The 21614-nt window shown below is 48.9% G+C and carries 18 protein-coding genes and 1 tRNA gene; 11 read left to right on the top strand and 8 right to left on the bottom strand.

What is annotated here, in order from left to right; all coding sequences use genetic code 11:
• Window positions 1-92 precede the first annotated feature (92 nt).
• The gene (locus CIK98_RS18425; RefSeq protein ID WP_172410007.1) at window positions 93-242 is read left to right on the top strand and encodes a hypothetical protein; all 150 of its coding nucleotides are present in this window, start codon (window positions 93-95) and stop codon (window positions 240-242) included.
• Between the two features lie 53 nt (window positions 243-295).
• Here the strand turns inward: CIK98_RS18425 and CIK98_RS16795 are convergent, their stop codons facing one another.
• From CIK98_RS16795 to CIK98_RS16785, 3 genes are read right to left on the bottom strand one after another with little or no spacing between them, the layout of a single operon-like run.
• A complete protein-coding gene (locus tag CIK98_RS16795; RefSeq protein ID WP_141210582.1) occupies window positions 296-553 on the bottom strand; it encodes a hypothetical protein in 258 nt (85 codons plus the stop codon).
• A gap of 5 nt (window positions 554-558) precedes the next feature.
• Window positions 559-906 (bottom strand): phage holin family protein, encoded by a 348-nt coding sequence (locus tag CIK98_RS16790; protein ID WP_094386294.1) that lies wholly within the window; start codon window positions 904-906, stop codon window positions 559-561.
• Window positions 907-919: 13 nt separating this feature from the next.
• Window positions 920-1132 (bottom strand): YtxH domain-containing protein, encoded by a 213-nt coding sequence (locus CIK98_RS16785; protein WP_094386292.1) that lies wholly within the window; start codon window positions 1130-1132, stop codon window positions 920-922.
• 245 nt (window positions 1133-1377) lie between these two features.
• On the opposite strand from CIK98_RS16785, the gene CIK98_RS16780 reads away from it, so the two are divergent.
• From CIK98_RS16780 to CIK98_RS16765, 4 genes are read left to right on the top strand one after another with little or no spacing between them, the layout of a single operon-like run.
• Entirely contained in the window at window positions 1378-1863 is a 486-nt protein-coding gene (locus CIK98_RS16780) for an SPOR domain-containing protein (RefSeq protein ID WP_094386290.1), read from the top strand.
• A gap of 6 nt (window positions 1864-1869) precedes the next feature.
• Complete coding sequence (gene ruvX, locus CIK98_RS16775) at window positions 1870-2295, top strand: Holliday junction resolvase RuvX (protein WP_094386288.1); 426 nt, start codon at window positions 1870-1872, stop codon at window positions 2293-2295.
• 1 nt (window position 2296) lies between these two features.
• Window positions 2297-2860: a peptide deformylase gene (def, locus tag CIK98_RS16770; protein ID WP_094386286.1), complete on the top strand. Its 564-nt coding sequence runs from the start codon at window positions 2297-2299 to the stop codon at window positions 2858-2860.
• A gap of 7 nt (window positions 2861-2867) precedes the next feature.
• Complete coding sequence (locus tag CIK98_RS16765; RefSeq protein WP_172410006.1) at window positions 2868-4847, top strand: tetratricopeptide repeat protein; 1980 nt, start codon at window positions 2868-2870, stop codon at window positions 4845-4847.
• Between the two features lie 18 nt (window positions 4848-4865).
• Here the strand turns inward: CIK98_RS16765 and CIK98_RS16760 are convergent, their stop codons facing one another.
• A complete protein-coding gene (locus tag CIK98_RS16760; protein WP_094386284.1) occupies window positions 4866-6143 on the bottom strand; it encodes a DUF3078 domain-containing protein in 1278 nt (425 codons plus the stop codon).
• A 181-nt stretch (window positions 6144-6324) separates the two neighbouring features.
• On the opposite strand from CIK98_RS16760, the gene CIK98_RS16755 reads away from it, so the two are divergent.
• The 5 genes from CIK98_RS16755 (at window position 6325) to CIK98_RS16735 (ending at window position 15671) form a co-directional block, all read left to right on the top strand.
• Complete coding sequence (locus tag CIK98_RS16755) at window positions 6325-7929, top strand: CTP synthase (protein ID WP_094386348.1); 1605 nt, start codon at window positions 6325-6327, stop codon at window positions 7927-7929.
• Window positions 7930-7938: 9 nt separating this feature from the next.
• Window positions 7939-9822, top strand: coding sequence for a membrane protein insertase YidC (yidC, locus tag CIK98_RS16750; protein WP_094386283.1), 1884 nt, complete (start codon window positions 7939-7941; stop codon window positions 9820-9822).
• A gap of 4 nt (window positions 9823-9826) precedes the next feature.
• Entirely contained in the window at window positions 9827-11995 is a 2169-nt protein-coding gene (locus CIK98_RS16745; RefSeq protein ID WP_094386346.1) for a S9 family peptidase, read from the top strand.
• Between the two features lie 69 nt (window positions 11996-12064).
• Entirely contained in the window at window positions 12065-13480 is a 1416-nt protein-coding gene (locus tag CIK98_RS16740) for an MFS transporter (protein ID WP_172410005.1), read from the top strand.
• 595 nt (window positions 13481-14075) lie between these two features.
• Complete coding sequence (locus CIK98_RS16735) at window positions 14076-15671, top strand: ATP-binding protein (protein ID WP_094386281.1); 1596 nt, start codon at window positions 14076-14078, stop codon at window positions 15669-15671.
• 249 nt (window positions 15672-15920) lie between these two features.
• On the opposite strand, the gene CIK98_RS18825 is transcribed toward CIK98_RS16735, so the two are convergent.
• Both CIK98_RS18825 and CIK98_RS16725 read right to left on the bottom strand, forming a co-directional pair.
• On the bottom strand, window positions 15921-17390 hold the full coding sequence (locus CIK98_RS18825; RefSeq protein ID WP_253249772.1) for an MATE family efflux transporter: 1470 nt from the start codon (window positions 17388-17390) through the stop codon (window positions 15921-15923).
• Window positions 17391-17514: 124 nt separating this feature from the next.
• Window positions 17515-18780, bottom strand: coding sequence for a DUF2264 domain-containing protein (locus tag CIK98_RS16725; protein WP_094386341.1), 1266 nt, complete (start codon window positions 18778-18780; stop codon window positions 17515-17517).
• Between the two features lie 325 nt (window positions 18781-19105).
• Between CIK98_RS16725 and CIK98_RS16720 the strand changes: the two genes are divergently transcribed.
• Window positions 19106-20146: a porin gene (locus CIK98_RS16720; RefSeq protein ID WP_094386279.1), complete on the top strand. Its 1041-nt coding sequence runs from the start codon at window positions 19106-19108 to the stop codon at window positions 20144-20146.
• Window positions 20147-20248: 102 nt separating this feature from the next.
• On the opposite strand, the gene CIK98_RS16715 is transcribed toward CIK98_RS16720, so the two are convergent.
• Window positions 20249-20321 (bottom strand) — tRNA-Gly (locus CIK98_RS16715).
• A gap of 86 nt (window positions 20322-20407) precedes the next feature.
• The gene (gene hemW, locus CIK98_RS16710) at window positions 20408-21520 is read right to left on the bottom strand and encodes a radical SAM family heme chaperone HemW (protein WP_094386277.1); all 1113 of its coding nucleotides are present in this window, start codon (window positions 21518-21520) and stop codon (window positions 20408-20410) included.
• Window positions 21521-21614: the final 94 nt, after the last annotated feature.

Raw genomic sequence — 21614 nt, 5'->3', positions numbered from 1 at the left:
GAGTTTAAATACGACAGTGATAAGTCCTAACACTGCTGAACGACAAAAAACACACTGGGGATTTTACGCCTGCAGAACGATATTCGTACACAATGCTGGACACTCATGTGATGGCTGTTGACTTGCAACGATGGGACAGCAATAAGTATGATATGATAAGTTTTGACAAAGCACTGTGGATTGGCAACATTGACAAAATAACAAAAGACATTGCGCTCCAGGATAGTTATTATTGGCAATAATCTGGGCATACAATAAATATAAAGGTACGCGCGTAAGTTCAAGAAAATTTCCCTTATCTCCTTTTCTTACGCTTAAACAACGAGCCGTACCTCCGGTAGAGTTTGGTAATCATCAAAACAACGTCAAAAGCCATTACCCCCTTGCTCAGAAGCCCCGACAACATCTCACCCCGGTCGTTGGTCTGCTTCACCGTGACGAGGTCGTGCCAAAGGGCCGCCACCTTCTCCCCTTGTTTCCCGATGGTCTCATGCAACTGCGCTTTTCTGGCCTGGATGTCCTCCAGATTGTGTATAATATTGGTATTGTCCATAGCTTTCAACTTAATAGAATATTTGCGAAACATCTCACCAACGGACGCTCGATGAGAGGTTTACGGAAAAATATAATAATGAAGAGCAGCAACAGATATACGCCGCCCATAATGGCAAATGCCTTGGCCGTACCCATAAACGGAGCCATCCAGTATACAGCGGCAAACGATGCATACAGCATAATGGCAAGAGCAAAGAGAAAACTTACAACAAACAGCGAGGCAGCCGTCAAAAGGCGTACGGCCTTGTCGACCACATCGAGCTTCAGATAGTCTTTCTCAAGCTCGATGTAGTCTTTCAGAGCCTCTACCAGTTGGGCAATAGTCTCGATGTTCTTATCGTTTGAAAACATTGCCATAAGCTACTTACTCAGCTGGCGTTACTTCTTGAATGTCGTCTACCAAGTCGTCAACTTCCTTGCGCGAGAGCTTTACATTGTGCTTACGGAGGAAGTCGTCGACAGTGTCAGAAATCTTTGAACGGGTATCCTTACCCTTCTCCGGTGCCACGAGCAGTCCGATAACGGCTCCGGCAATTGCGCCTCCGAGGAAAGCGCCTACATAACCTAAACTTTTCATGATAAATAACCTTTAAATTGTTTGATACTATTTTTTACCTCTAAAGTTGTGGCAAATATAGGCATTTTTATCGAAACAGCAATAGTTTTTCGCGTGATTTTTTGTTAAATCCATTTGTTTTTCCTGATTTAACAAACTTTATGCAGCAATTATGCCAGTATTTCAAGAAAACTTTGTAATTTCGCAAGGTCATACGACAAATCCACAGAAATATAAGTAATAATTCAATAACAATAAACAGAAATATGAAAAAGTATTTTGTAATATGCGCGGCTTTTTGCGCAGCATTGGCAATGACTGGTTGCAAATCAAGCGAGAGCGCTTACAAGAAAGCTTACGAGAAAGCTAAGGCACAGGAAACAACACAACCCGTGGAAACACAACAGGCTCCAGTGAACGTAGTGGCACCGGTGGAGACAAAAACGGTATCTGAGACACGAGTGGTTGACAACTTGGACAACGTGCAGGTTCGTCAAGAAAACTATTCGCTCGTCAGTGGTTCAGGACTTAAGAATTTCAGCGTAGTGGTTGGTTCTTTCTCTGTCTTGGCCAACGCTGAAGGACTACAGGCCCAGTTGAAAGACAAAGGCTATGACGCACAAATTGTAAAGAACGAGAGCAGAAACATGTATCGTGTTGTTGCAGCTACATTCGACAGCAAGTCTGAGGCAACTGCAAGTCGCAACGATTTCAGGGCAAAATATCCTGACGCTTGGTTGCTCGCTAAATAACGCATAATGGCAAGAATACTTTCTGTCGACTACGGAAAGAAAAGATGTGGACTGGCGGTCACCGATCCCCTGAAAATCATACCTGGGGGATTGGCGACTGTCCCTACGTCTGAACTCATCAATTTCCTCAAGGACTACACATCGCGAGAAGAGGTCGAACTGTTTGTGGTAGGCGAGCCTATACAACCCAATGGCAAACCAAGCGAAAACCTGCCACGCGTGAAGGCGTTTGTAGAAAAGCTGAAAATTGCGCTGCCACACATCCCCGTGGAATTCTACGACGAGAGATTCACGTCTGTGCTGGCACACAAGGCCATGCTCGATGGTGGATTGAAAAAGAAAGCAAGACAGGACAAGGCTCTTGTCGATGAAATAAGCGCCACCATAATCCTTCAGGACTATATGAACTCAAAAATCAAATTTCAACATTAAAATGATTTTACCAATTTACACTTATGGCCAGCCTGTGCTTAGAAAAGAGGCACAAGACATCACAGCCGACTATCCAGATCTCAAACAACTCATTGCCGACATGTTTGAAACGCTTACACAGGCTGACGGCGTAGGACTCGCAGCACCGCAAATAGGCAAGGATATAAGACTCGTGGTCATTGACCTTGACGTTCTGAAAGAAGACATGCCGGAATACGACGGATTTAAAAAAGTTTACATCAATCCATACATTATTGAATACGACGATACTGAAACAGACTCACAGGAAGAAGGATGCCTCTCACTGCCAGCTATACACGAGAAAGTGACACGGCCAAAACGCATCCGGGTAGAGTATCTCGACAGCGACTTCCAACTGCATGACGAGTGGGTGGATGGATTCCTCGCAAGATGCATGCAACACGAGTTTGACCACCTTGACGGAAAAATGTTCGTTGACCGTATTTCACCACTGCGCAAACAACTGATAAAGAACAAGCTCAAGGCACTACTGCAAGGACGTTTCCGTTGCGGCTACAAAACAAAACTTTTACCAAGAAAATAATTCTGAAATGTTGTACAGAAAGATAGTATTCATCATATCGGCTTTGTTATGCTCACTAGCATCGGTTGCACAATATAATATCGACCGACTACTCATCATTGGCCGCAACGCCTTATATTTTGAGGACTATGTTCTTTCTATACAATATTTCAACCAGGCCATCACCGCAAAACCTTATCTTTACGAGCCGTGGTTCTATAGAGCCGTGGCTAAATATAACCTCGACGACTTCACTGGCGCCGAGGCCGACTGCTCACAGGCCATTTCCATCAACCCGTTCATCACCAACATCTACGAACTGCGTGGACTTGCACGCATTCAGCAAGAGAAGTACACGGAAGCCATCACCGACTATGACCGTGCACTGAAATACGACCCCGAAAACCAGTCGCTATGGCACAACCGTACACTATGCCGCATCCAAAACAAAGACTACGACCATGCGCTCAACGACCTCGACACCATACTCACACGCTGGAAACAATATGCGCGGGGATATGCCATGCAGGCTGAAGTGTATATACACAAGAAAGACACTACAAAAGCCATGGAATCACTAAACAAAAGTGTGGACATCGACCCTTATGAGAGCGGAACCTGGCAAGCGCTGGCTTCCATCAACCTCTCACGGAAAAAATGGAAAGAAGCGGAAAAACAACTCGACAAGGCCATTCACCTGCAACCCAAAAACGTGGCTTGCTACCTTAACAGGGCATTGGCACGAGTAAACCAAAACAACCTCAGGGGAACCATGGCTGACTATGACATGGCTCTCGACATAGACCCCAACAACTTCCTCGGACACTACAACAGAGGACTATTGCGCGCACAGGTAGGCGACGACAACCGCGCCATCACCGACTTCGACTTCGTTCTCCGCCTCGAACCCGACAACCTCATGGCCCTCTACAACCGCGCCCTGCTTCTCGACAAGACCGGCAACCTGCGCGGTGCCATCCGCGACTACTCAAAGGTGATAGAAGAGTTTCCAAACTTCTGGACAGGACTGCAAAGCCGCGCCAGCTGCTATCGCCGACTCGGCATGACAAAACAGGCGGAGGCCGACGAATTCCGTGTATACAAGGCTCAATTATACAAGTCGCTCTACGGCATACAACCTCGTCTGAACAAAAAACAGCTAAGAAAACGCAGCGACCAGGACTTGGAGAAATATAACCAGCTCGTGGTGGAAGACGAACAAGAAATGAAACACGAGTACAAGAACGAATATCGTGGACGAGTACAAAACCGACAAACAGACCTTGAGGAAATGCCTATGTACGAAATGTCGTATGAAAGAAAGAAAACCGAGGTTGAGAGCTACTTGCCCTACGACAGGTTCGTAGACGCTTTCAACAGCTCTACACCTGAAGGCAAGCCATTGTGTCTCAGTTGTTCAACCCCTATTCTCGACGAGCGTTCCACACGCACCTATTTTGACCTCATAGCCTCTCTGTCAGCCCAGCTCACCTTGTCTACCGACGAGCGCAAGGCAGCTCCCATACTCCTTAGAAGGGCTGTGGCATATTCCGTTGTGCAAAACTTCCAGGATGCCATCGAAGACCTTACTTCTTACCTTGCTGTCGATAGTGTCTCTCCCCTGCCCTATTGGCAGCGGGCTGCATGCCGCATGAAGCAGATAAGCATCATGATGCTCGCCAGAGAGAACAAGAGCGAGGCAGTGGATATGAAACTCGTAACCGTAGTCGACGACCTCGACAAGGCAATAAGCCTGAATCCTGACTGCGCATTCACCTACTATAACCGTGGCATTGCACATTCCCTCCGAGCCGACTACGACAAGGCTATCCTCGATTACGACAAGGCTCTTGACCTCGACCCGAATCTCGCCGAGGCATACTACAACCGCGGCCTCGCACTAATACACAAGAAGGTGATGAACAAAGCCATTGCCGACCTTAGCAAGGCCGGAGAACTCGGTCTGTATAAGGCGTATAGCATAATAAAGAAGTATACTAAGAAGTAGAATCAGAAGTTAATGTATTTAGAAATTATACGAGAATCCGAGTGAACAATACTCCTTAAACTGCCAGTATCCCATATCCTCATCGCGCGCTGTGGAATCGTCGAAACGCGGATACACAAAGATATTCGTGCTAATGTACTTGCTCACTTGCAGCGTCAGCGTGTTTTCCCATTCCACCTCCGAACGTTTGTATGTCGTATAAGCGTAAAGTCTTGTCTTCCAAGACACTATATCCGAGAATTTCCATGTCAGCACCGAAGTGAGCTGCGAACCGAAGTCTTCTTTCGTGTGATGCCCTTCGCTTATACCATTGTTTGCAGTCAAGGCATCACGACCCACATAGCGGAAATTAAACGACAAGGGCGAGAGGTTGACATTACCAGTCAGCCGCTTGTTAAACGCCTCCACTGTATAGTCCATACCAAGACCGAGGTTGACGTTCAGCGGCGACAAAAAGTCAGAATATACTTTGTGGTCGTTGCTCTTAAGACCTTTTGTAAACTGCGTGTAGGCAAGCAGCTGAAGTGTGTAATACCAACGCTTCGTGGCCTGTATACCAAATTTTCCTGTATATCGGATAAGGTCGTTGTTGGTCTTGAACTTATGCAATGTGTCAGCCTTTGATGTCTGGAACCCTAATTTTAGTTCAAGCATATTGTCAAACTTTATGCCGCTTTTGTTGTTGTAGTTTGCCTTCAGTGTCAACGCACCCACCATAGAGTAGTTGCTCTCGCCTCCCTTATACCAGTTGCCCGACACGTAATTCTGCAGGAACTGCAAGAAGCCGTCGCCGTCGAAAGTCCAGAAGTTTGGTTTCCTTACCACCACGTCCACTGGAATGTCGTCCACATGGTCGGGCTTCGGAGCCACATGTGCCGAAAGGTCCACCTTCGGCTTCACTGGTTTGTCAAGGTCTTCCCTTATGCTTCCCGCTTTCTTCAGTTCATGCTCGGTGAACACCACAAGGTCAGGGCGGTTAAGATATGTCGTCATCAATGCCTCGTCTATCGCGGCGTCAAGCTTGTCGGTACTATTATTATCACCAAAAATCGACAGTTGGTTCATGGCAGTGCCGTAATAGAATGTCAAAGGCGAGAACAGACGAAAATATTTCTCATTCACGTCATCCTTATTACCTGTCGAGACAGAGTCCAGCCTCGCCTTGGCTGAAACGAGCGAGTCAATATAAGCCTTTACCACTGGATTCACCTCCTGCGGTTTGTTCTTAAAACGCTGGGCACTCGACAATGTCGCCACCATCATTAATGCAAGAATAAAAATAAGTCTTAAAACCATCTGCTATTTATTGAGTTTTGGGTGCAAAGTTATAAAAAATATCCCATAAAAAGCCTTTTTATCGAATTTTTAACAAGTATTGAGATATTATTCTCTTTACCTTATTATAATAAAAAAAAAATGTGTAACTTTGCGCCTTGATAACAATACAAGAAAAAAAACCAATAAAAAAATAAACACAATGACAGACACTAAGTACATCTTCGTTACAGGCGGTGTGGTATCATCGCTCGGCAAAGGAATCATCTCTTCCTCTATAGGAAAACTGCTACAGGCAAGGGGTTACAACATCACCATCCAAAAGTTTGACCCTTACATCAATATCGACCCCGGAACACTCAATCCCTACGAACACGGAGAGTGTTATGTCACAGTCGACGGAATGGAGACAGACCTCGACCTCGGACACTACGAACGATTCACCGGTATACAAACCACACGCGCCAACTCGCTCACCACAGGAAGAATATACAAGGCTGTCATTGACAAGGAACGACGAGGCGACTATCTCGGCAAGACAATACAAGTGGTGCCTCACATCACAAACGAGATAAAGCGCAACGTAAAACTACTCGGCGAGAAAAACCACTATGACTTTGTCATAACTGAGATTGGAGGCACTATTGGCGACATCGAGAGCGCACCGTTCCTCGAGGCCATCAGACAGATGAAATGGGAACTCGGGAAAAATGCCGTCAGCATCCACCTCACATATATCCCATACCTCAAGGCTGCCGGAGAACTCAAGACCAAGCCTACACAACACTCCGTGAAGGAGCTGCAGAGCCAAGGCATTCAGCCCGACATCCTCGTGCTGAGAACAGAAAAACACCTCGACGAAAGCATTCTGAAAAAGGTGGCTTCTTTCTGTAATGTCGATATCGATTGCGTGGTACAGAGCGAAGACTTGCCTTCGATATACGAAGTGCCTGTCAACATGCAAAATCAGGGTCTCGACACTGCCATACTCAAAAAACTTAACATGCCCATCGGCGAGACTCCAAGTCTCGGACCATGGAAAAGCTTCCTCGAAAGAAGAAACAACGCCAAAGAGGAAGTGGTCATCGGACTCGTGGGAAAGTACGACCTGCAGGACGCTTACAAGAGCATTCGCGAAAGCCTCTCACAGGCTGGCACATACAACGACCACAAGACAGTGCTGAAGTTCATTAACTCTGAGACACTCACCGACGACAACGTGGCTGAAAGCCTGAAAGGCCTCAACGGAGTGGTCATCTGCCCGGGATTCGGACAGCGTGGCATTGAGGGGAAGATTACGGCCATCAAATATACCAGGACCCACGACATACCCACCTTCGGCATCTGTCTCGGTATGCAGATGATGGTCATCGAGTTCGCGCGCAATGTGCTCGGATATGCCGACGCCAACAGCCGAGAGATGGACGAGAAGACCACAAACAACGTCATCGACATCATGGAGGAACAAAAAGACATCACCATGATGGGAGGAACTATGCGACTTGGAGCCTTCGACTGCATACTGCGCCAAGGCTCAAGAGTAATAGACATTTATAAACAAGACCACATAATGGAACGCCACCGCCACCGCTATGAGTTCAACAACCGGTTCATCACCGAGTATGAACGTCACGGTATGCAGTGCGTGGGACGTAACCCAGAAAGCGACCTTGTCGAGATAGTGGAAATACCAGGACTGAAATGGTTCATCGGCACTCAGTTCCATCCTGAGTACCAAAGCACAGTACTGAAACCGCATCCACTGTTCCTCGACTTCGTCAAGACAGCGATAGCAAATAAACAATAATTTACAATAATGAACAAAAACACTATTATCGGATTCATCCTTATGGCAGCCATTCTCTTTGGCTTCTCATGGTATAACCAGCCTTCGGAAGAACAGATAAACGCTCAGAGAAAACAAGACTCGATTGAGAATGTACTTAAACAGAAGGCTGACCAACAGCAGAAAGCTGCGGCATCTGCCAAGAAGGCAAAGGTAAAGGCTGCATTGGCAGACACCACCGCCCTCTTCCACTCTGCCCTCAGCGGAAAAAGCCAGAAATTCACGCTGAAGAACAAGAAGCTGCGCCTTACCGTCGACACCAAAGGCGGATACGTGGCTTCTGTCACCCTCTTCGGATTCAAGGACCGTAGCGGTGCCGATGACCTCACCCTCTTCTCCGACAACGAGCAAAGCCTTAACTTCATGCTCGCAGGAAAAGAGATGAACATCATCACACAAGACCTCTATTTCGAACCGTCAAACGCTACCGACTCCACTCTCACACTCACGGCTAAGGCAGGCAACGGCGGTGAACTGACACTCAACTACCGTCTCGGCAGCAACTACCTCGTAAACCTCTCGCTGCAGGCAAAGGGACTCGACGGCATCTTCGCGCCTAACTATAAGCAGATGGACATCGAGTGGAACGGTAAATGCCGACAGCAGGAAAAGGGATACACCTTCGAGGGACGCTATGCCACTCTCACATACAAGGAAAAGGACGACGACTCCGACTACATCAACGAGACAGAGAAAATCATCGACGAACCAATGGAGTTTGCCATCGACTGGCTCGCCTTCAAAGACCAGTTCTTCAGCACAGTGCTCATCCCGAAGGGAGACATCGCAAAGAACTCACTTCTGTCAAGCATCCCGATGGAAAAGGGCTCTGGCTATCTCAAACAGTATCAGGCTAAGTTTAAAACCGACTTCGACCCTACTGGCAACAATCCCTCTGAATTCGAACTCTATTTCGGTCCTAATGACTTCCAGGCCCTGAAAGCCGTTGACGACGAATGCTCATTCGACAAGAATCTCGACATGCAGCAGCTCGTTTACCTTGGATGGCCTATCGTGCGACTCATCAACCGCTGGTTCACCATCTACGTCTTCGACTGGCTCACCTCTTGGGGTTTCAACATGGGCATAGTCCTCATTCTCATCACCATGCTTCTTAAGGCCATCACCTATCCGCTGGTGAAGAAAAGCTATATGAGCTCAGCCAAGATGAGAGTGCTCAAACCAAAACTCGACGAGGCCACAAAGCAATACAACAAACCCGAAGACCAAATGATGAAGCAGCAGGCCATGATGCAGCTCTACTCCCAATATGGAGTAAGCCCGCTCGGAGGATGTCTGCCGATGCTCATCCAGTTGCCTATCTGGGTAGCCATGTTCAACTTCGTGCCCAACGCCATTCAACTGCGCGGACAGAGCTTCCTGTGGATTGACGACCTCTCCACCTACGACCCGATCATCGAATGGGGCACAAACATCTGGCTCATTGGCGACCACCTGAGCCTCACCTGTATTCTCTTCTGTGTGGCAAACATCCTATACTCTGTCATGAGCATGCGCCAGCAGAAAGACCAAATGGTGGGACAGCAGGCTGAACAGATGAAGATGATGCAGTGGATGATGTATCTCATGCCGCTCATGTTCTTCTTCATGTTCAACGACTATGCAGCAGGACTCAACTTCTACTATTTCATCTCACTGTTCTTCTCGGCAGCCATCATGTGGGTGCTCAGAAAAACCACCAACGACGCTAAGCTTCTCGCCATCCTTGAGGAAAAATACAAGGAAAACAAGGCAAACCCAAAGAAGCAGAGCGGACTGGCCGCAAGACTAGAGGCCATGCAAAAACAGGCGGAGGAACTGCGTAAACTGCGTGAACAGCAACAAAAAAAATAAGATTATGAACATTTTAAGAACCTTAGCAATAGCCGCAGCCATCGCCGCGGCTATTGCACCTACTAATGCACAGGAGAACGTGAACATCGGGAAAAACAACATCAAACTGCAAAGCGACCTTATGACGCCCGAAGCCTTGTGGGCGATGGGGCGCATCGCATCAGCAGAAGCCGCACCTGACGGGAAAAACATCGTCTATCAGGTGGGGTACTACAGCGTAAAGGCAAACAAGGGACATCAGGTCATATGCATAGTAGATGCAAACGGCAACAACCGCCGACAACTGACCAAAAGTGCCAAAAACGAAACAGACCCTACATGGATTGAGGGAGGACAACGCATCGCCTTCCTTACCGGAGGACAAATATGGTCGATGAATCCCGATGGCACCGACCGCCGACAACTCACACACGACAAGACCGGAATAGACGCCTTCCGCTTCTCACCCGACGGACAAAAGGTAATACTTGTCAAAACCTCACCCTTCAACGATATAATAAAGAAAAACCCCGACGACCTGCCGCTAGCCACAGGACGCCGCGTCACCGACCTCATGTATCGACACTGGGACCACTATGTTGAAACCCAGCAGCACCCATACATCGCCGAGGTCACTGCCGATGGCATCACCGAAGGCTACGACATCATGAAGGGAGAACCCTACGAGTGCCCTATGGAACCGTTCGGCGGCATCGAACAGCTGGCATGGAGCCCCGACTCTAAATCTATAGCATACACATGCCGAAAGAAGACAGGACTCGACTATGCCATCTCCACCGACTCCGACATATATTTATATAATATAGGTACGCGCGAGACACGCAACCTCTGCAAGCCAGCCGACTACAAGGCTCCAAAAGTGGTTGCTGCACACACACTGAAAGACCAGGCGGTGAACGCTCCAGAAAACCTCAAAAACAATCCTGGCTACGACCAGAACCCACAGTTCTCGCCCGACGGACGCTATGTGGCATGGCAGTCTATGGCTCGCGACGGCTACGAGGCAGACCTCAACCGCCTTTGCGTCTACGACCTCACCACAGGCGAGAAAAACTATGTCAGCACCTCGTTCGACTCCAACGTCGACGCATTCTGCTGGAATGCCGACTCCAAGACCCTCTCGTTCATCGGCGTATGGCACGGATGCATCAATATGTATCAGGTAGACCTGAAAGGCACCGTTCGTCAGATTACCGACGACGAGGCAGACTACGGCAGCGTATCCCTCGCCAACGACGGCAAGAAGCTGCTCGCCACACGCCAGAGCTTCTCCGCGCCCACCGACATCTACATCGTCACCCCTGGCAAGGATGTGAAGAAAACCGTGATAACACAGGTTACCCGCGAAAACGACCACATCCTCTCCCAACTTTCGTTCGGCAAGGTAGAGAAGCGTTGGGTGAAGACCACCGACGGCAAGGACATGCTCACATGGATTATCCTGCCTTCAAATTTCGACCCAAACAAGAAATACCCCACCCTGCTCTTCTGCGAAGGCGGCCCGCAAAGCCCTGTAAGCCAGTTCTGGAGCTACCGCTGGAACTTCCAGATCATGGCAGCCCACGGCTACGTAATCGTGGCACCTAACCGCCGCGGTCTACCCGGCTTCGGCCATGAGTGGAACGAGGCAGTCAGCAGCGACTGGACAGGACAGTGCATGCGCGACTATCTCGCAGCCATCGACGATGCAGCCGACAATCTTCCCTATGTCGACCGCGACCGTCTTGGAGCCGTAGGAGCCAGCTTCGGCGGCTTCTCAGTATACTATCTCGCCGGTCATCACGACAAGCGTTTCAAGTGCTTCATATCCCACGACGGAGCCTTCAACCTCGAGTCGATGTATACCGATACCGAAGAAGCATGGTTCAGCAACTGGGAGTACGACGACGCCTACTGGAACAAGAGTCAGACCGACTCCGCCCGTCGCACCTACGAGAACTCACCACATAAGTTCATCGACAAATGGGACACCCCAATACTCTGTATCCACGGCGAGCTCGACTATCGCATCAACTACAACCAAGGCATGGGAGCCTTCAATGCAGCACGCATGCACGGCATCCCCGCCGAGCTCCTCATCTTCCCCGACGAGAACCACTGGGTACTGAAGCCCCAGAACGGAGTCCTCTGGCAGCGCACCTTCTTCAACTGGCTTGACCGATGGCTGAAGTAATGCGACTTCCTTAACTTCTTTAACTTCTTAAGGTTAAGCCCATTCAGAACTTAAATAAATAAAAGAAATATGACAGAAATAATCCAGAAAAAACTAAGCGACAGCGCAGCCGCACGATGGACTGCCCTGGTCCTCGTAGCCTCGATGATGTTCTTCGGCTACATGTTTGTCGACGTGATGTCACCGCTTCAGTCACTCATCGAACAAGAGCGCGGCTGGAGTCCCGACGTCTTCGGCACCTACGCCGCCGGCGAGTACATTCTCAACGTCTTCGGCTTCCTCATCGTGGCAGGCATCATCCTCGACAAGTGCGGCATCCGCTTCACAGGCGAGCTCTCAGCCTCCATGATGTTCATCGGCGCCTGCATCAAATATTACGCCATCAGCGACTCTTTCGCAGGCACAGGCCTCGCCCAGTGGCTCGACTCTTGGTGGACAACCATGCCCGCAAGCGCCAAGCTCGCCTCTTTCGGCTTCATGATCTTCGGTTGCGGCTGCGAGATGGCGGGAACAACAGTGTCAAAGGCCATTGCCAAGTGGTTCAAGGGCAAGGAGATGGCCTTGGCCATGGGTCTTGAGATGGCAATAGCCCGCGTAGGCGTGTTTGCCATTTTCTCCATTTCCCCCATCATTGCCGACAAGATGGGCACTGTGTCAGCGCCCGTAGGCTTCTGCACAGCCCTGCTGTTCATTGGTCTCATCACATTCACCGTCTTCTGCATCATGGACCGCAAGCTTGACCGTCAGCTCGGCATCTCAGGCAAGGGTGGCGACGGCGAAGAGGAGTTCAAGGCTTCCGACCTGAAAAACATCCTCACCAGTCGCATCTTCTGGGTAGTGGCACTCCTCTGCGTGCTCTACTATTCAGCCATCTTCCCCTTCCAGCGCTACGGAGCCAACATGTTGCAGTGCAACCTCGACGGCATCTCGCCCACCGACGCCTCCAACATCTTCCGTTGGTTCCCTATCGGAGCCGCTGTCATCACCCCGTTCCTCGGTTCATATCTCGACCATAAGGGCAAGGGAGCCACTATGCTCATGTGGGGAGCCATACTTCTCATAGCCTGTCACCTCATCTTCGCCTTCGTGCTTCCTTCCACCCACAGCTACCTCATAGCCTACTCCACCATCGTGCTGCTCGGCATCTCCTTTGCCCTCGTTCCCGCAGCCCTTTGGCCCAGTGTTCCGAAGATTATCGACGAGAAGGTGCTTGGCAGTGCCTACTGTCTCATCTTCTGGGTTCAGAACTTCGGTCTCTGCTTCGTGCCAATGCTCATCGGTAGCGTTCTAGCAAGTTCAAACGCCGACAATCCCGCAGTCATTGCCGCGAAGGAATCTGGTGCCGAGTTCATACCATACAACTACACCGTGCCTCTCGTCATCTTCGCCTGCTTCGGAGTGGCGGCCCTGCTTCTGGCTGGCTATCTGAAACTCATTGACAAGAAGCACAACTACGGTCTTGAACTCCCCAACATCAAGAAATAACATCCACACATAAAAATCAATTGTGAAGTTTCATAGCCTTCCGCCATGTGTCATATAACAACACAGGCGGAAGGCTTTTTGTACGGGACAGGGCAGTGTCCTGCCTCCTGAAAATTTTATAACATTTGAGATTATATTTTTGAATAATTTAAACCAAAGAGATAAAGAGGAAAAGAGTTTTTTGGTTGATGGAGTAGGTCGCAAGCGACAGAGGAAAAGAGGTTTTGCGCAGCTCTCTATAAGCTCTAAATGCCTTGGCATTCAACCTCTATCACTATACAAATACTCTTAAACTCTTAAACTCTTTGGTAAAAAACTATCAAGGGTATTATTTAAACCAAAGAGATAAAGAGGGAAAGAGGTTTAACCTCTATCACTAAATACAGGACAGGGGACAGGTCAGTGTCCTACAGCAATGAGGGGCTTCGCTATGGCCGCAGGCGAGACGCCCACGCTCCCAGAGGCTGCGCGATGGGAGCGGAGCTGACTGGGCGAGTGGTGGGTATAGGGGTTTTAGATAAAAAACTGTGGTTTTCTTTGGAGAAATGAAATTAATAATGTATCTTTGCGGCAAAAATAAAAAAAATGCTTGATTATGAAGTACCCTATAGGAATACAAAGCTTTGAGCAAATACGTGAGGATGGTTATGTCTATGTTGACAAGACGGCATTGGTTTATGAGCTTGTCAGCAAGGGGAAGATATTCTTCCTAAGCCGCCCCCGCCGCTTCGGCAAGAGCCTGCTCGTCTCCACACTCGAAAACTATTTCCTCGGACACAAGGAACTGTTCCGCGGTCTTGCCATCGACGCGCTGGAGAAGGAGTGGAAGGAATATCCTGTGTTCCATATTGACTTCAACGGAAAGAACTTCACCTCGCCTATGGAGCTAAAGGAAACCATTGAGACCTTCATCGCAAAATGTGAGGAAAAATATGGTAAGGATGAGCTTGCCAACACCTATGGCGACCGATTGGCTTACGTTTTCGAAAAAGCCCACGAGAAGACGGGCAGACGTGTTGTCGTTCTTATCGACGAATACGACAAGCCGCTGCTCGACGTGATGAACACTGGCATACCCTCACCTGTTGTCGGAGGAGATATAAAGACTCTTGAGGACTATAACCGTGAGATACTTAAAGGCTTTTATAGCATTTTCAAACTCACGGACAAGCATCTGCAGTTTGTGCTGCTGACGGGAGTGACCAAGTTCTCGCAGGTCAGCGTGTTCAGCGGATTCAACCAGCCTAATGACATCAGTTGTGACTCCCGTTTCGATGCGCTTTGCGGCATCTCCAAAGAAGAACTGTTGTCTGTATTCAAGGATCAGATAAAGGAACTTGGTGAGATGAACGGCATGACAGAGGAAGAGACAATAGAAAAGCTGAAACGGAAATATGACGGTTACCATTTCAGTGATGGAATGATTGATGTGTTCAATCCGTTCAGTTTATTGAACTGTTTCCAAAAACGAAAATTTATGGACTATTGGTTCTCCACCGGCACCCCGACATACCTCATGCGCCTCTTGGTTAACAACAACGAGAACATCAACGAACTGGCAGGCAAGGAATACCCTGCCGCAGAGTTTGTTGACTACAAGGCAACGAGACAAAGGCCGCTGCCAATGATCTACCAAAGCGGATATTTTACCATAAAGGGCTACAACCGCCGACGCGACACCTATCTGCTCGACTTCCCCAACGAGGAAGTGCGCAGCGGAATGGTGGCAGCATTGTCGTCCGACTACTTTGGCGACACAAGCAGTCCTTCCACGTGGCTCAACGACGTAAGCGACTCGTTGGAAGCGGGTGACCTCGAGAAATTCAAACTCCAGCTGACCGGTTTCCTCTCCAACATCTCCTACCGCTTCCAGCGCAAGCAGGACGCAAGGGAATGTGAGCGCCATTTCCAGTACACCTTCTATCTCATCCTCCAGTTGCTCGGCAAATACAACACCTACATTGAAAAGGAGACGAGCCAAGGTCGCATCGACTGCGTGTTGGAGTGTCCCGACTATGTCTATATCTTCGAGTTCAAGCTCAACTCCACTGCCGAAATCGCCCTGAAACAGATAGACGAAAAGGGCTACGCCCTGCCATACGCCGCCGACAAGCGCAAGATATACAATGTAGGCATCAGTTTCTCTTCCGAAACAGGTACCGTAAATGACTTTGCCTATAAGCCACGCTAATAACTACCCCGTGTTAGCAGTAAGTTCATACCCACTCACTACTTATTTACCAACTATGACCCTTCCAAATCAGCTCGATTTTGGGGCTAAAACTGGAGTTTTTGGAGCATTTACGAGGCAAAATTGACGCATGGTGTCGCCGTGGATTTATTTAAACCAAAGAGATAAAGAGGAAAAGAGGTTTAACCTCTATCATTATACAAATACTCTTTATCTCTTTGGTTTAAAAATTAAGGTTTGCCCCTTATCCTACACGAAGGCCTTGCCTCGCCATTTCAGCGAATGCCAACGACGCATGAGGATGATGCCACGGAGATTTTCGTCGAGACAGAATGCAAACCAAATGCCGAGCAAACCAAAACCACACGGAATGCCAAGAAGCCAGGCTACGCCTACCGCTACCGACCACTGACAGATGACTCCTACACACACAGGATAGATGGCATCGCCTGTGGCTCGAAGGGTACCGCAGGCAAAGATGTTTTTCACACGGCCATAGCTCAGGAAAAAGTCAATGAGGAATATCCAAGTGCCAGTGGTGATGATATAGGCATTGTCGGTGAGTAATGAAAGGAGGGTATGACCGCAGGCTGCAAGTATGGCTGCTACAATGAGCGTGAGAATGGTGCCCATGCGATAGACATAGTTGCCAAGGATGTAGGCGGCACGATAGCGCAGCTGACCTATATAATGACCAACAAGGATGTCGCCTCCCTGCACAATGCTCGTGCTGAAAAGGATGACGAAGGTGATGGTGGTAGTACAATATACCTTAGTGGTGAGGGCTTCGGTGCTTATCTGGTTTATGAAATAGGTAATGACTATCTGCGACAGTGAATATGACATCTCCTCACTCATGGCGGGGATGCCTATGTGGGAGAGGGTTTTTATCTCTTGCCAAGGGAAGGGGCTGAAATAGCGGCGATAGGACGACAACATGCTGCGGGCGGCTGACGCCGAACGAAACACTACCTTAAATGGTAGACTGATGACGAAATAGGAGGCACGGAGGGTGTGGAAAACAATGCCGCGGGGAGTGAGGTTGAGTGTCTTCTTCTCCTTCACCGACGTGCGCCATACGCTTGTCATGAAACAGGCGAGGATGACTGCCGAAGCGAGGCGGCTGCCTGCCGTTGCCCATGCCGCACCTTCCACTCCCATGGCGGGGAAGCCCCAGTGGCCGAAGATAAGGGCGTAGTTGCCGAGGATATTCAGTATGTTTACCGCCACAGTGGACATCATGGGCTTTATGGTCTTGCCAGTAGAACGCAGTGAGGCACTGAACGTGAGCGAGATGGCCTGCAAGAACGACAACGAACCGGCTATCTCAAGATAGCGTACTCCGTCGGCCATGAGGTCTTCCCTAAGACCAAAGGCTGTGAGTATGGGTTCTGCCCAAAGCCATAGGGCACAGCTTACCGATAAGCCGAGCAATGTGTTGACAACCACTGCTATGCCTACTATCTGCATGAAGCGAGTGCGATAGCCTGCGCCATAGTATTGGGCGCAGAGTATGGCGGCTCCCATCGACACAAACTGGTAGATGAGGAAGACGAACGAGATGAGCTGGTTGTCGAGTCCTACTGCCGCTACCGCATTGTCGCTGTAGCGCGAGAGCATGACCGTGTCGACTGCTCCGAGAAGCATCACGAGGGCGATGTCGATGAAGATGGGCAGCGTGAGCCGATAGAGGTTTTTCTTTACTGAAACGTTATCCATGGGGCATTGTGTTTTCTTTTTGGGGTGCAAAGGTACAAAAAAAAACCATAATACCTAAGTATCATGGTTTTAGATGTGTAATAAATACACTATTACTTGATTAATGATAATTTTCTTTTTTCACTTACCACTTGTCTTTTGTCTGTATGTCGTCAGCCCAGCGGTGGTCTTTCGGGAAGGCTTGTCCGCCCCATGCCTTTACTTGTGTCCATGGCTCGGCAGGACAAGTCCAGAAGTCGTGGTCGGCAGGAAGACCGAGAGGCATAAACGCCAGTGAGGTCATGTAGAGCGAACCGTTGTTGGTATACCAGTCGGCGGTCTCTGGCTGAGATCCGCAGAAGCCGATGGTGAGATAGCCACCTTCGTTGTAGTTCTGCTGGATGTCGAACATGCGGTGCATGACCTTTGTCAAGGCAGCTCTCACCTGTCCGTTGCCCAGATCCTTGGGTAGCTTCTGATACCAAGCCATCAGTGCCAAGGGCTGCATGGCGGCAAGGCGGTATGGCGTTGATCGTCCGATAACAGGGAAGGTGCCTTCGGGCGAGATGAAACGCTCGAGAATGATTGAGAACTTCTGTGCTCGCTTCAGGGCGCGGTCGTGGTATTTCTTGTAGTCAATGCGGGTGTTTGCCTTGGCATCCACCATAGCCTGCAGTGTCTCAAGATACATGGCATGGAACACGTAGCTTGTGTAGTAGTCGAAGGCAAAGACAGGGCCGTCGGCATACCATCCGTCGCCGATATACCATTCCTCAACCTTTCGGCAGGCAGTGTTTACGCGGAACTCGTCGTACTGTGCCCCAGCCTTTGCCAGGAAGCTCTCGATGGTGGACGAGAAGAGGAACCAGTTGGTATATGGTGGGTCGATGGAACGGAGTTTCTGGAATTCCTTAATGTAGCGTTGCTTTGTCACCTCGTCGAGTGGCACCCACAGTTGGTCGTAGGCGCGGAGGAAGCTCTCGGCAATGTAGGCGGCATCTACAAGGTTCTGTCCTGCCACTCCCCAGCAGAGGTAGTCGCCCGACTGCGGGTCAACGCTGTTCTTATAGCTTGCCAAAGCCCACTCGCGCAGCTGTCGGCGCTGTTGTCCCTCGGCAGTGTCGTCGTCGGGCAGTGTGAGCCAAGGTGCAATGCCAGCCATCAGTCGTCCGAAGGTCTCCATGTAGACCACTCTTTTGTCGCGGGAGTCGAACGAGGGGCTGAACTCTGTCTGCATGTTCTTCTGCAGTTCGCCCTTTGCCATGTTTTCGAGCACAGGCTGCGCCATTTTATATGCCTGTCGGCACCAGTACTGTCGGTCGGTCTCAACCGCCTTTTTCGCTTTCTTTGCTCCGAGAGCCGGAGCGAGCAGCACGAGCAGAGCTGCTACAATTGTTGTCAGTCTTTTCATAGTTATATTGTAATAATGTGCAAAGATACCCCATTTCCGGATAATAACCAAGAAAAACAGAGGAAAAATGAAAGTCCCCATCCAGTTACCCACCTCACGGTTGTGGCGCAGGTCTTGCCAATCGGTCTCGCCGTCGTAGCTCCAGATGGTCTTGTTATAGTGATAAGAAGTACGGTTCAAGGCGATACCACGTCCGGCAGCGCGCACCCAGTCGAGAGTCTCATCGTAGTTGGTTTTGTAACAGGATTGTAACATCTGTTTAGTAAAGATGTAATAAACATATTGTAACTTTGCAGCCGAAAATATTATTCGAAACCTCAAAATTATGAAAACAAAATTTACATTGGCTGCTATTACAATGGCGATATTCTCGTCGTCAGAATCCATGGCTCAGACAAACCAAAGCGAAAAGGAACAAAAGTTTATGCCTGAGATACATGGTACCATTCGTGGTAAATATGAATACCAAACAGAAGAGGGCGAAGGAAGATTCGAAGTAAGAAATGCCAGAATAAGCATCACGGGAAAAGTGGTGCCAATGGTAAGCTACAAGGCTGAGATAGACCTCTCTGACGAGGGAAAAATCAAAATGCTCGACGCTTACACCAGGATTACCCCTGTTGACAGACTCAACTTCACAATTGGTCAGTTTCGTGTGCCATTCACCATCGACGCCCACCGCTCCCCGCATCAGCAATACTTTGCCAACCGCTCGTTCATAGCTAAGCAGGTGGGAAACGTACGAGATGTGGGTGCCACATTAGGATATAAGTTTCAAGGGGAATGTCCTGTCGTGCTTGAGGCTGGACTGTTCAACGGGTCGGGACTTACAGACCAAAAAGACTATTGGACAAAGTCTGTAAACTTCTCTGCCAAGGCGCAGCTGTTCCTACCTAAGGGATTTAATGTGACATTGAGCACACAAAAAATTAAACCCTCCGACCATGCGGTGATGATGTACGACGGTGGAGTGTATTGGCATGCAAAAGGATGGCACGTGGAAGCTGAATACCTCTTCAAACACTACGGAGGAAATGCCTTCAACGACGTTCACTCATTCGACTCTTTCATCAACTACGACATAGCTGTGAAAAACAAGAAAAGCATGGTGAAGAAGGTGTCGCCACTAATAAGATATGACATGATGACTGACCACAGCGACGGCAGCAGCTACGATGACAACGGAAAACTGACAATCACCGACTACAAGCGCCACCGCTTGACTGGCGGAATGACCATCAGTCTTGCAACTCCATTCGTTTCGGACATACGAATAAACTACGAGAAATATTTTTATCGAGACGGTGCCATTGCAAAACCTTCAGAGAAAGACAAGTTCGTAATAGAATTTATGACCAGGTTTTGAAAAAAATAGCCGCAGGCGATTCTACATCGGCTGCGGCTTAATACTTTGAGATATGAAAATTAGTTTTGATAAGGTTGTCAAGATTAGGGGTGTCTTTATACGAGCGGTAAACGGGACTCGAACCCGCGACCCTCGGCTTGGGAAGCCAATGCTCTACCAACTGAGCTATTACCGCATTGCGAGTGCAAAGGTAATACTTTTTGTTTGATTAAACAAGAAATAAATGTTAAAATATCATACTATTTTAGCATACCTCTTCTTTTATACCTTCATAAGGTCTGACATAACCATATCGCTCACATAAAGCCCGGAACGTGTGAGACGCATGCGACCTGATTCCACTACTAGCAAGCCTGACTCTACATAACTACGGGAGGCTGAAAGACAATAATTCAACAACGACTCACCAAACCGACTTCCTACTGCCGAAAGGTCCAGTCCCTCACGAGTGCGAAGCGACAGCATCACCATGTCGTTATAACGCTCGTAAAGAGTAAGATGTTCGGGAGTAGACGGTAGAATGCCTTTTTCCACCTTATTTATATATATAGAGAGATCGTCTACGTTCCACTTCCTGACATTCCCGTCGAAGGAATGGGCGGCTGCACCTAAACCTACATATGGCACACCAGTCCAGTAGCTGCTGTTGTGGAGCGAGCGACGGCCTGGACGGGCAAAGTTGCTCACCTCATAGTGTTCGTAACCGGCAGCCTCAAGATGGTCTTTCATCATGTAGTACATGGCGCGGGTGACTTCCTCGTCAAGCTCTGTCACCTCTCCTCTCTCCAGCATGGAATACAATGGCGTGCCCTCCTCATACATGAGTGAATAGGCTGAAATATGGTCAACACCAAGCGCAATGGCACTGCGGATGTCTGAATGCCAGTCGGCAAGTGTCTCATCAGGGAAACCGAACATCAGGTCGACGCTGATATTGCTGATACCGGCATGCCTGAGACAGTCAACAGCCCTTGCCACATCGTCAGACTTATGCCGGCGGCGGAGGAAGCGTAACCTTGCATCGTTGAACGTCTGGGCACCCATACTCACCCTGTTTACCGGCAATGAAGACAGGAATGCAGCAAATCCACTGTCTACATCGTCAGGATTGCACTCGATGGTTACTTCCTCTGCCGACGAACAGTCGATAACCGAAAACAAACGGTCGAGAAGCCGTGGACCAAGAGTGCTCGGGGTGCCTCCACCAATATATACAGTGTGCCACTTTCCGTCAGTTTCAGACTCCCTAAGCCTCAGTTCTGACATGAGTGCATCGACATATCTCTCACTCATCGAAGCAAGTGTTGTAGAATAGAAGCCACAATACACACAACGTGACTTACAAAATGGAATATGTACGTAAAGACCTGCCATTTTTCTTGAATTTTAATGCAAAAGTACTAATTTTGCTTAATAAATACAAGAAAACAGGGTGTTTTTTTTGGTGGTTTCAGAAATTATGTCTAAC

The organism is Prevotella sp. P2-180 (genome assembly GCF_002251435.1).
Classification (GTDB): domain Bacteria; phylum Bacteroidota; class Bacteroidia; order Bacteroidales; family Bacteroidaceae; genus Prevotella.
Note: the sequence above shows the minus strand (reverse complement) of the source record. Positions and strands in the feature narration are given on the sequence as shown.

What these genes read in the sequence shown, in the direction of transcription:
- CIK98_RS16795 (WP_141210582.1), bottom strand. Translation starts at nt 553, where the DNA reads ATGGACAATACCAATATTATACACAATCTGGAGGACATCCAGGCCAGA.
- CIK98_RS16745 (WP_094386346.1), top strand. Translation starts at nt 9,827, where the DNA reads ATGAACATTTTAAGAACCTTAGCAATAGCCGCAGCCATCGCCGCGGCT.
- CIK98_RS18825 (WP_253249772.1), bottom strand. Translation starts at nt 17,390, where the DNA reads ATGGATAACGTTTCAGTAAAGAAAAACCTCTATCGGCTCACGCTGCCC.
- CIK98_RS16780 (WP_094386290.1), top strand. Translation starts at nt 1,378, where the DNA reads ATGAAAAAGTATTTTGTAATATGCGCGGCTTTTTGCGCAGCATTGGCA.
- CIK98_RS18425 (WP_172410007.1), top strand. Translation starts at nt 93, where the DNA reads ATGCTGGACACTCATGTGATGGCTGTTGACTTGCAACGATGGGACAGC.
- def (WP_094386286.1), top strand. Translation starts at nt 2,297, where the DNA reads ATGATTTTACCAATTTACACTTATGGCCAGCCTGTGCTTAGAAAAGAG.
- CIK98_RS16760 (WP_094386284.1), bottom strand. Translation starts at nt 6,143, where the DNA reads ATGGTTTTAAGACTTATTTTTATTCTTGCATTAATGATGGTGGCGACA.
- CIK98_RS16725 (WP_094386341.1), bottom strand. Translation starts at nt 18,780, where the DNA reads ATGAAAAGACTGACAACAATTGTAGCAGCTCTGCTCGTGCTGCTCGCT.
- CIK98_RS16720 (WP_094386279.1), top strand. Translation starts at nt 19,106, where the DNA reads ATGAAAACAAAATTTACATTGGCTGCTATTACAATGGCGATATTCTCG.
- ruvX (WP_094386288.1), top strand. Translation starts at nt 1,870, where the DNA reads ATGGCAAGAATACTTTCTGTCGACTACGGAAAGAAAAGATGTGGACTG.
- CIK98_RS16740 (WP_172410005.1), top strand. Translation starts at nt 12,065, where the DNA reads ATGACAGAAATAATCCAGAAAAAACTAAGCGACAGCGCAGCCGCACGA.
- yidC (WP_094386283.1), top strand. Translation starts at nt 7,939, where the DNA reads ATGAACAAAAACACTATTATCGGATTCATCCTTATGGCAGCCATTCTC.
- CIK98_RS16785 (WP_094386292.1), bottom strand. Translation starts at nt 1,132, where the DNA reads ATGAAAAGTTTAGGTTATGTAGGCGCTTTCCTCGGAGGCGCAATTGCC.
- CIK98_RS16790 (WP_094386294.1), bottom strand. Translation starts at nt 906, where the DNA reads ATGTTTTCAAACGATAAGAACATCGAGACTATTGCCCAACTGGTAGAG.
- hemW (WP_094386277.1), bottom strand. Translation starts at nt 21,520, where the DNA reads ATGGCAGGTCTTTACGTACATATTCCATTTTGTAAGTCACGTTGTGTG.
- CIK98_RS16735 (WP_094386281.1), top strand. Translation starts at nt 14,076, where the DNA reads ATGAAGTACCCTATAGGAATACAAAGCTTTGAGCAAATACGTGAGGAT.
- CIK98_RS16765 (WP_172410006.1), top strand. Translation starts at nt 2,868, where the DNA reads ATGTTGTACAGAAAGATAGTATTCATCATATCGGCTTTGTTATGCTCA.
- CIK98_RS16755 (WP_094386348.1), top strand. Translation starts at nt 6,325, where the DNA reads ATGACAGACACTAAGTACATCTTCGTTACAGGCGGTGTGGTATCATCG.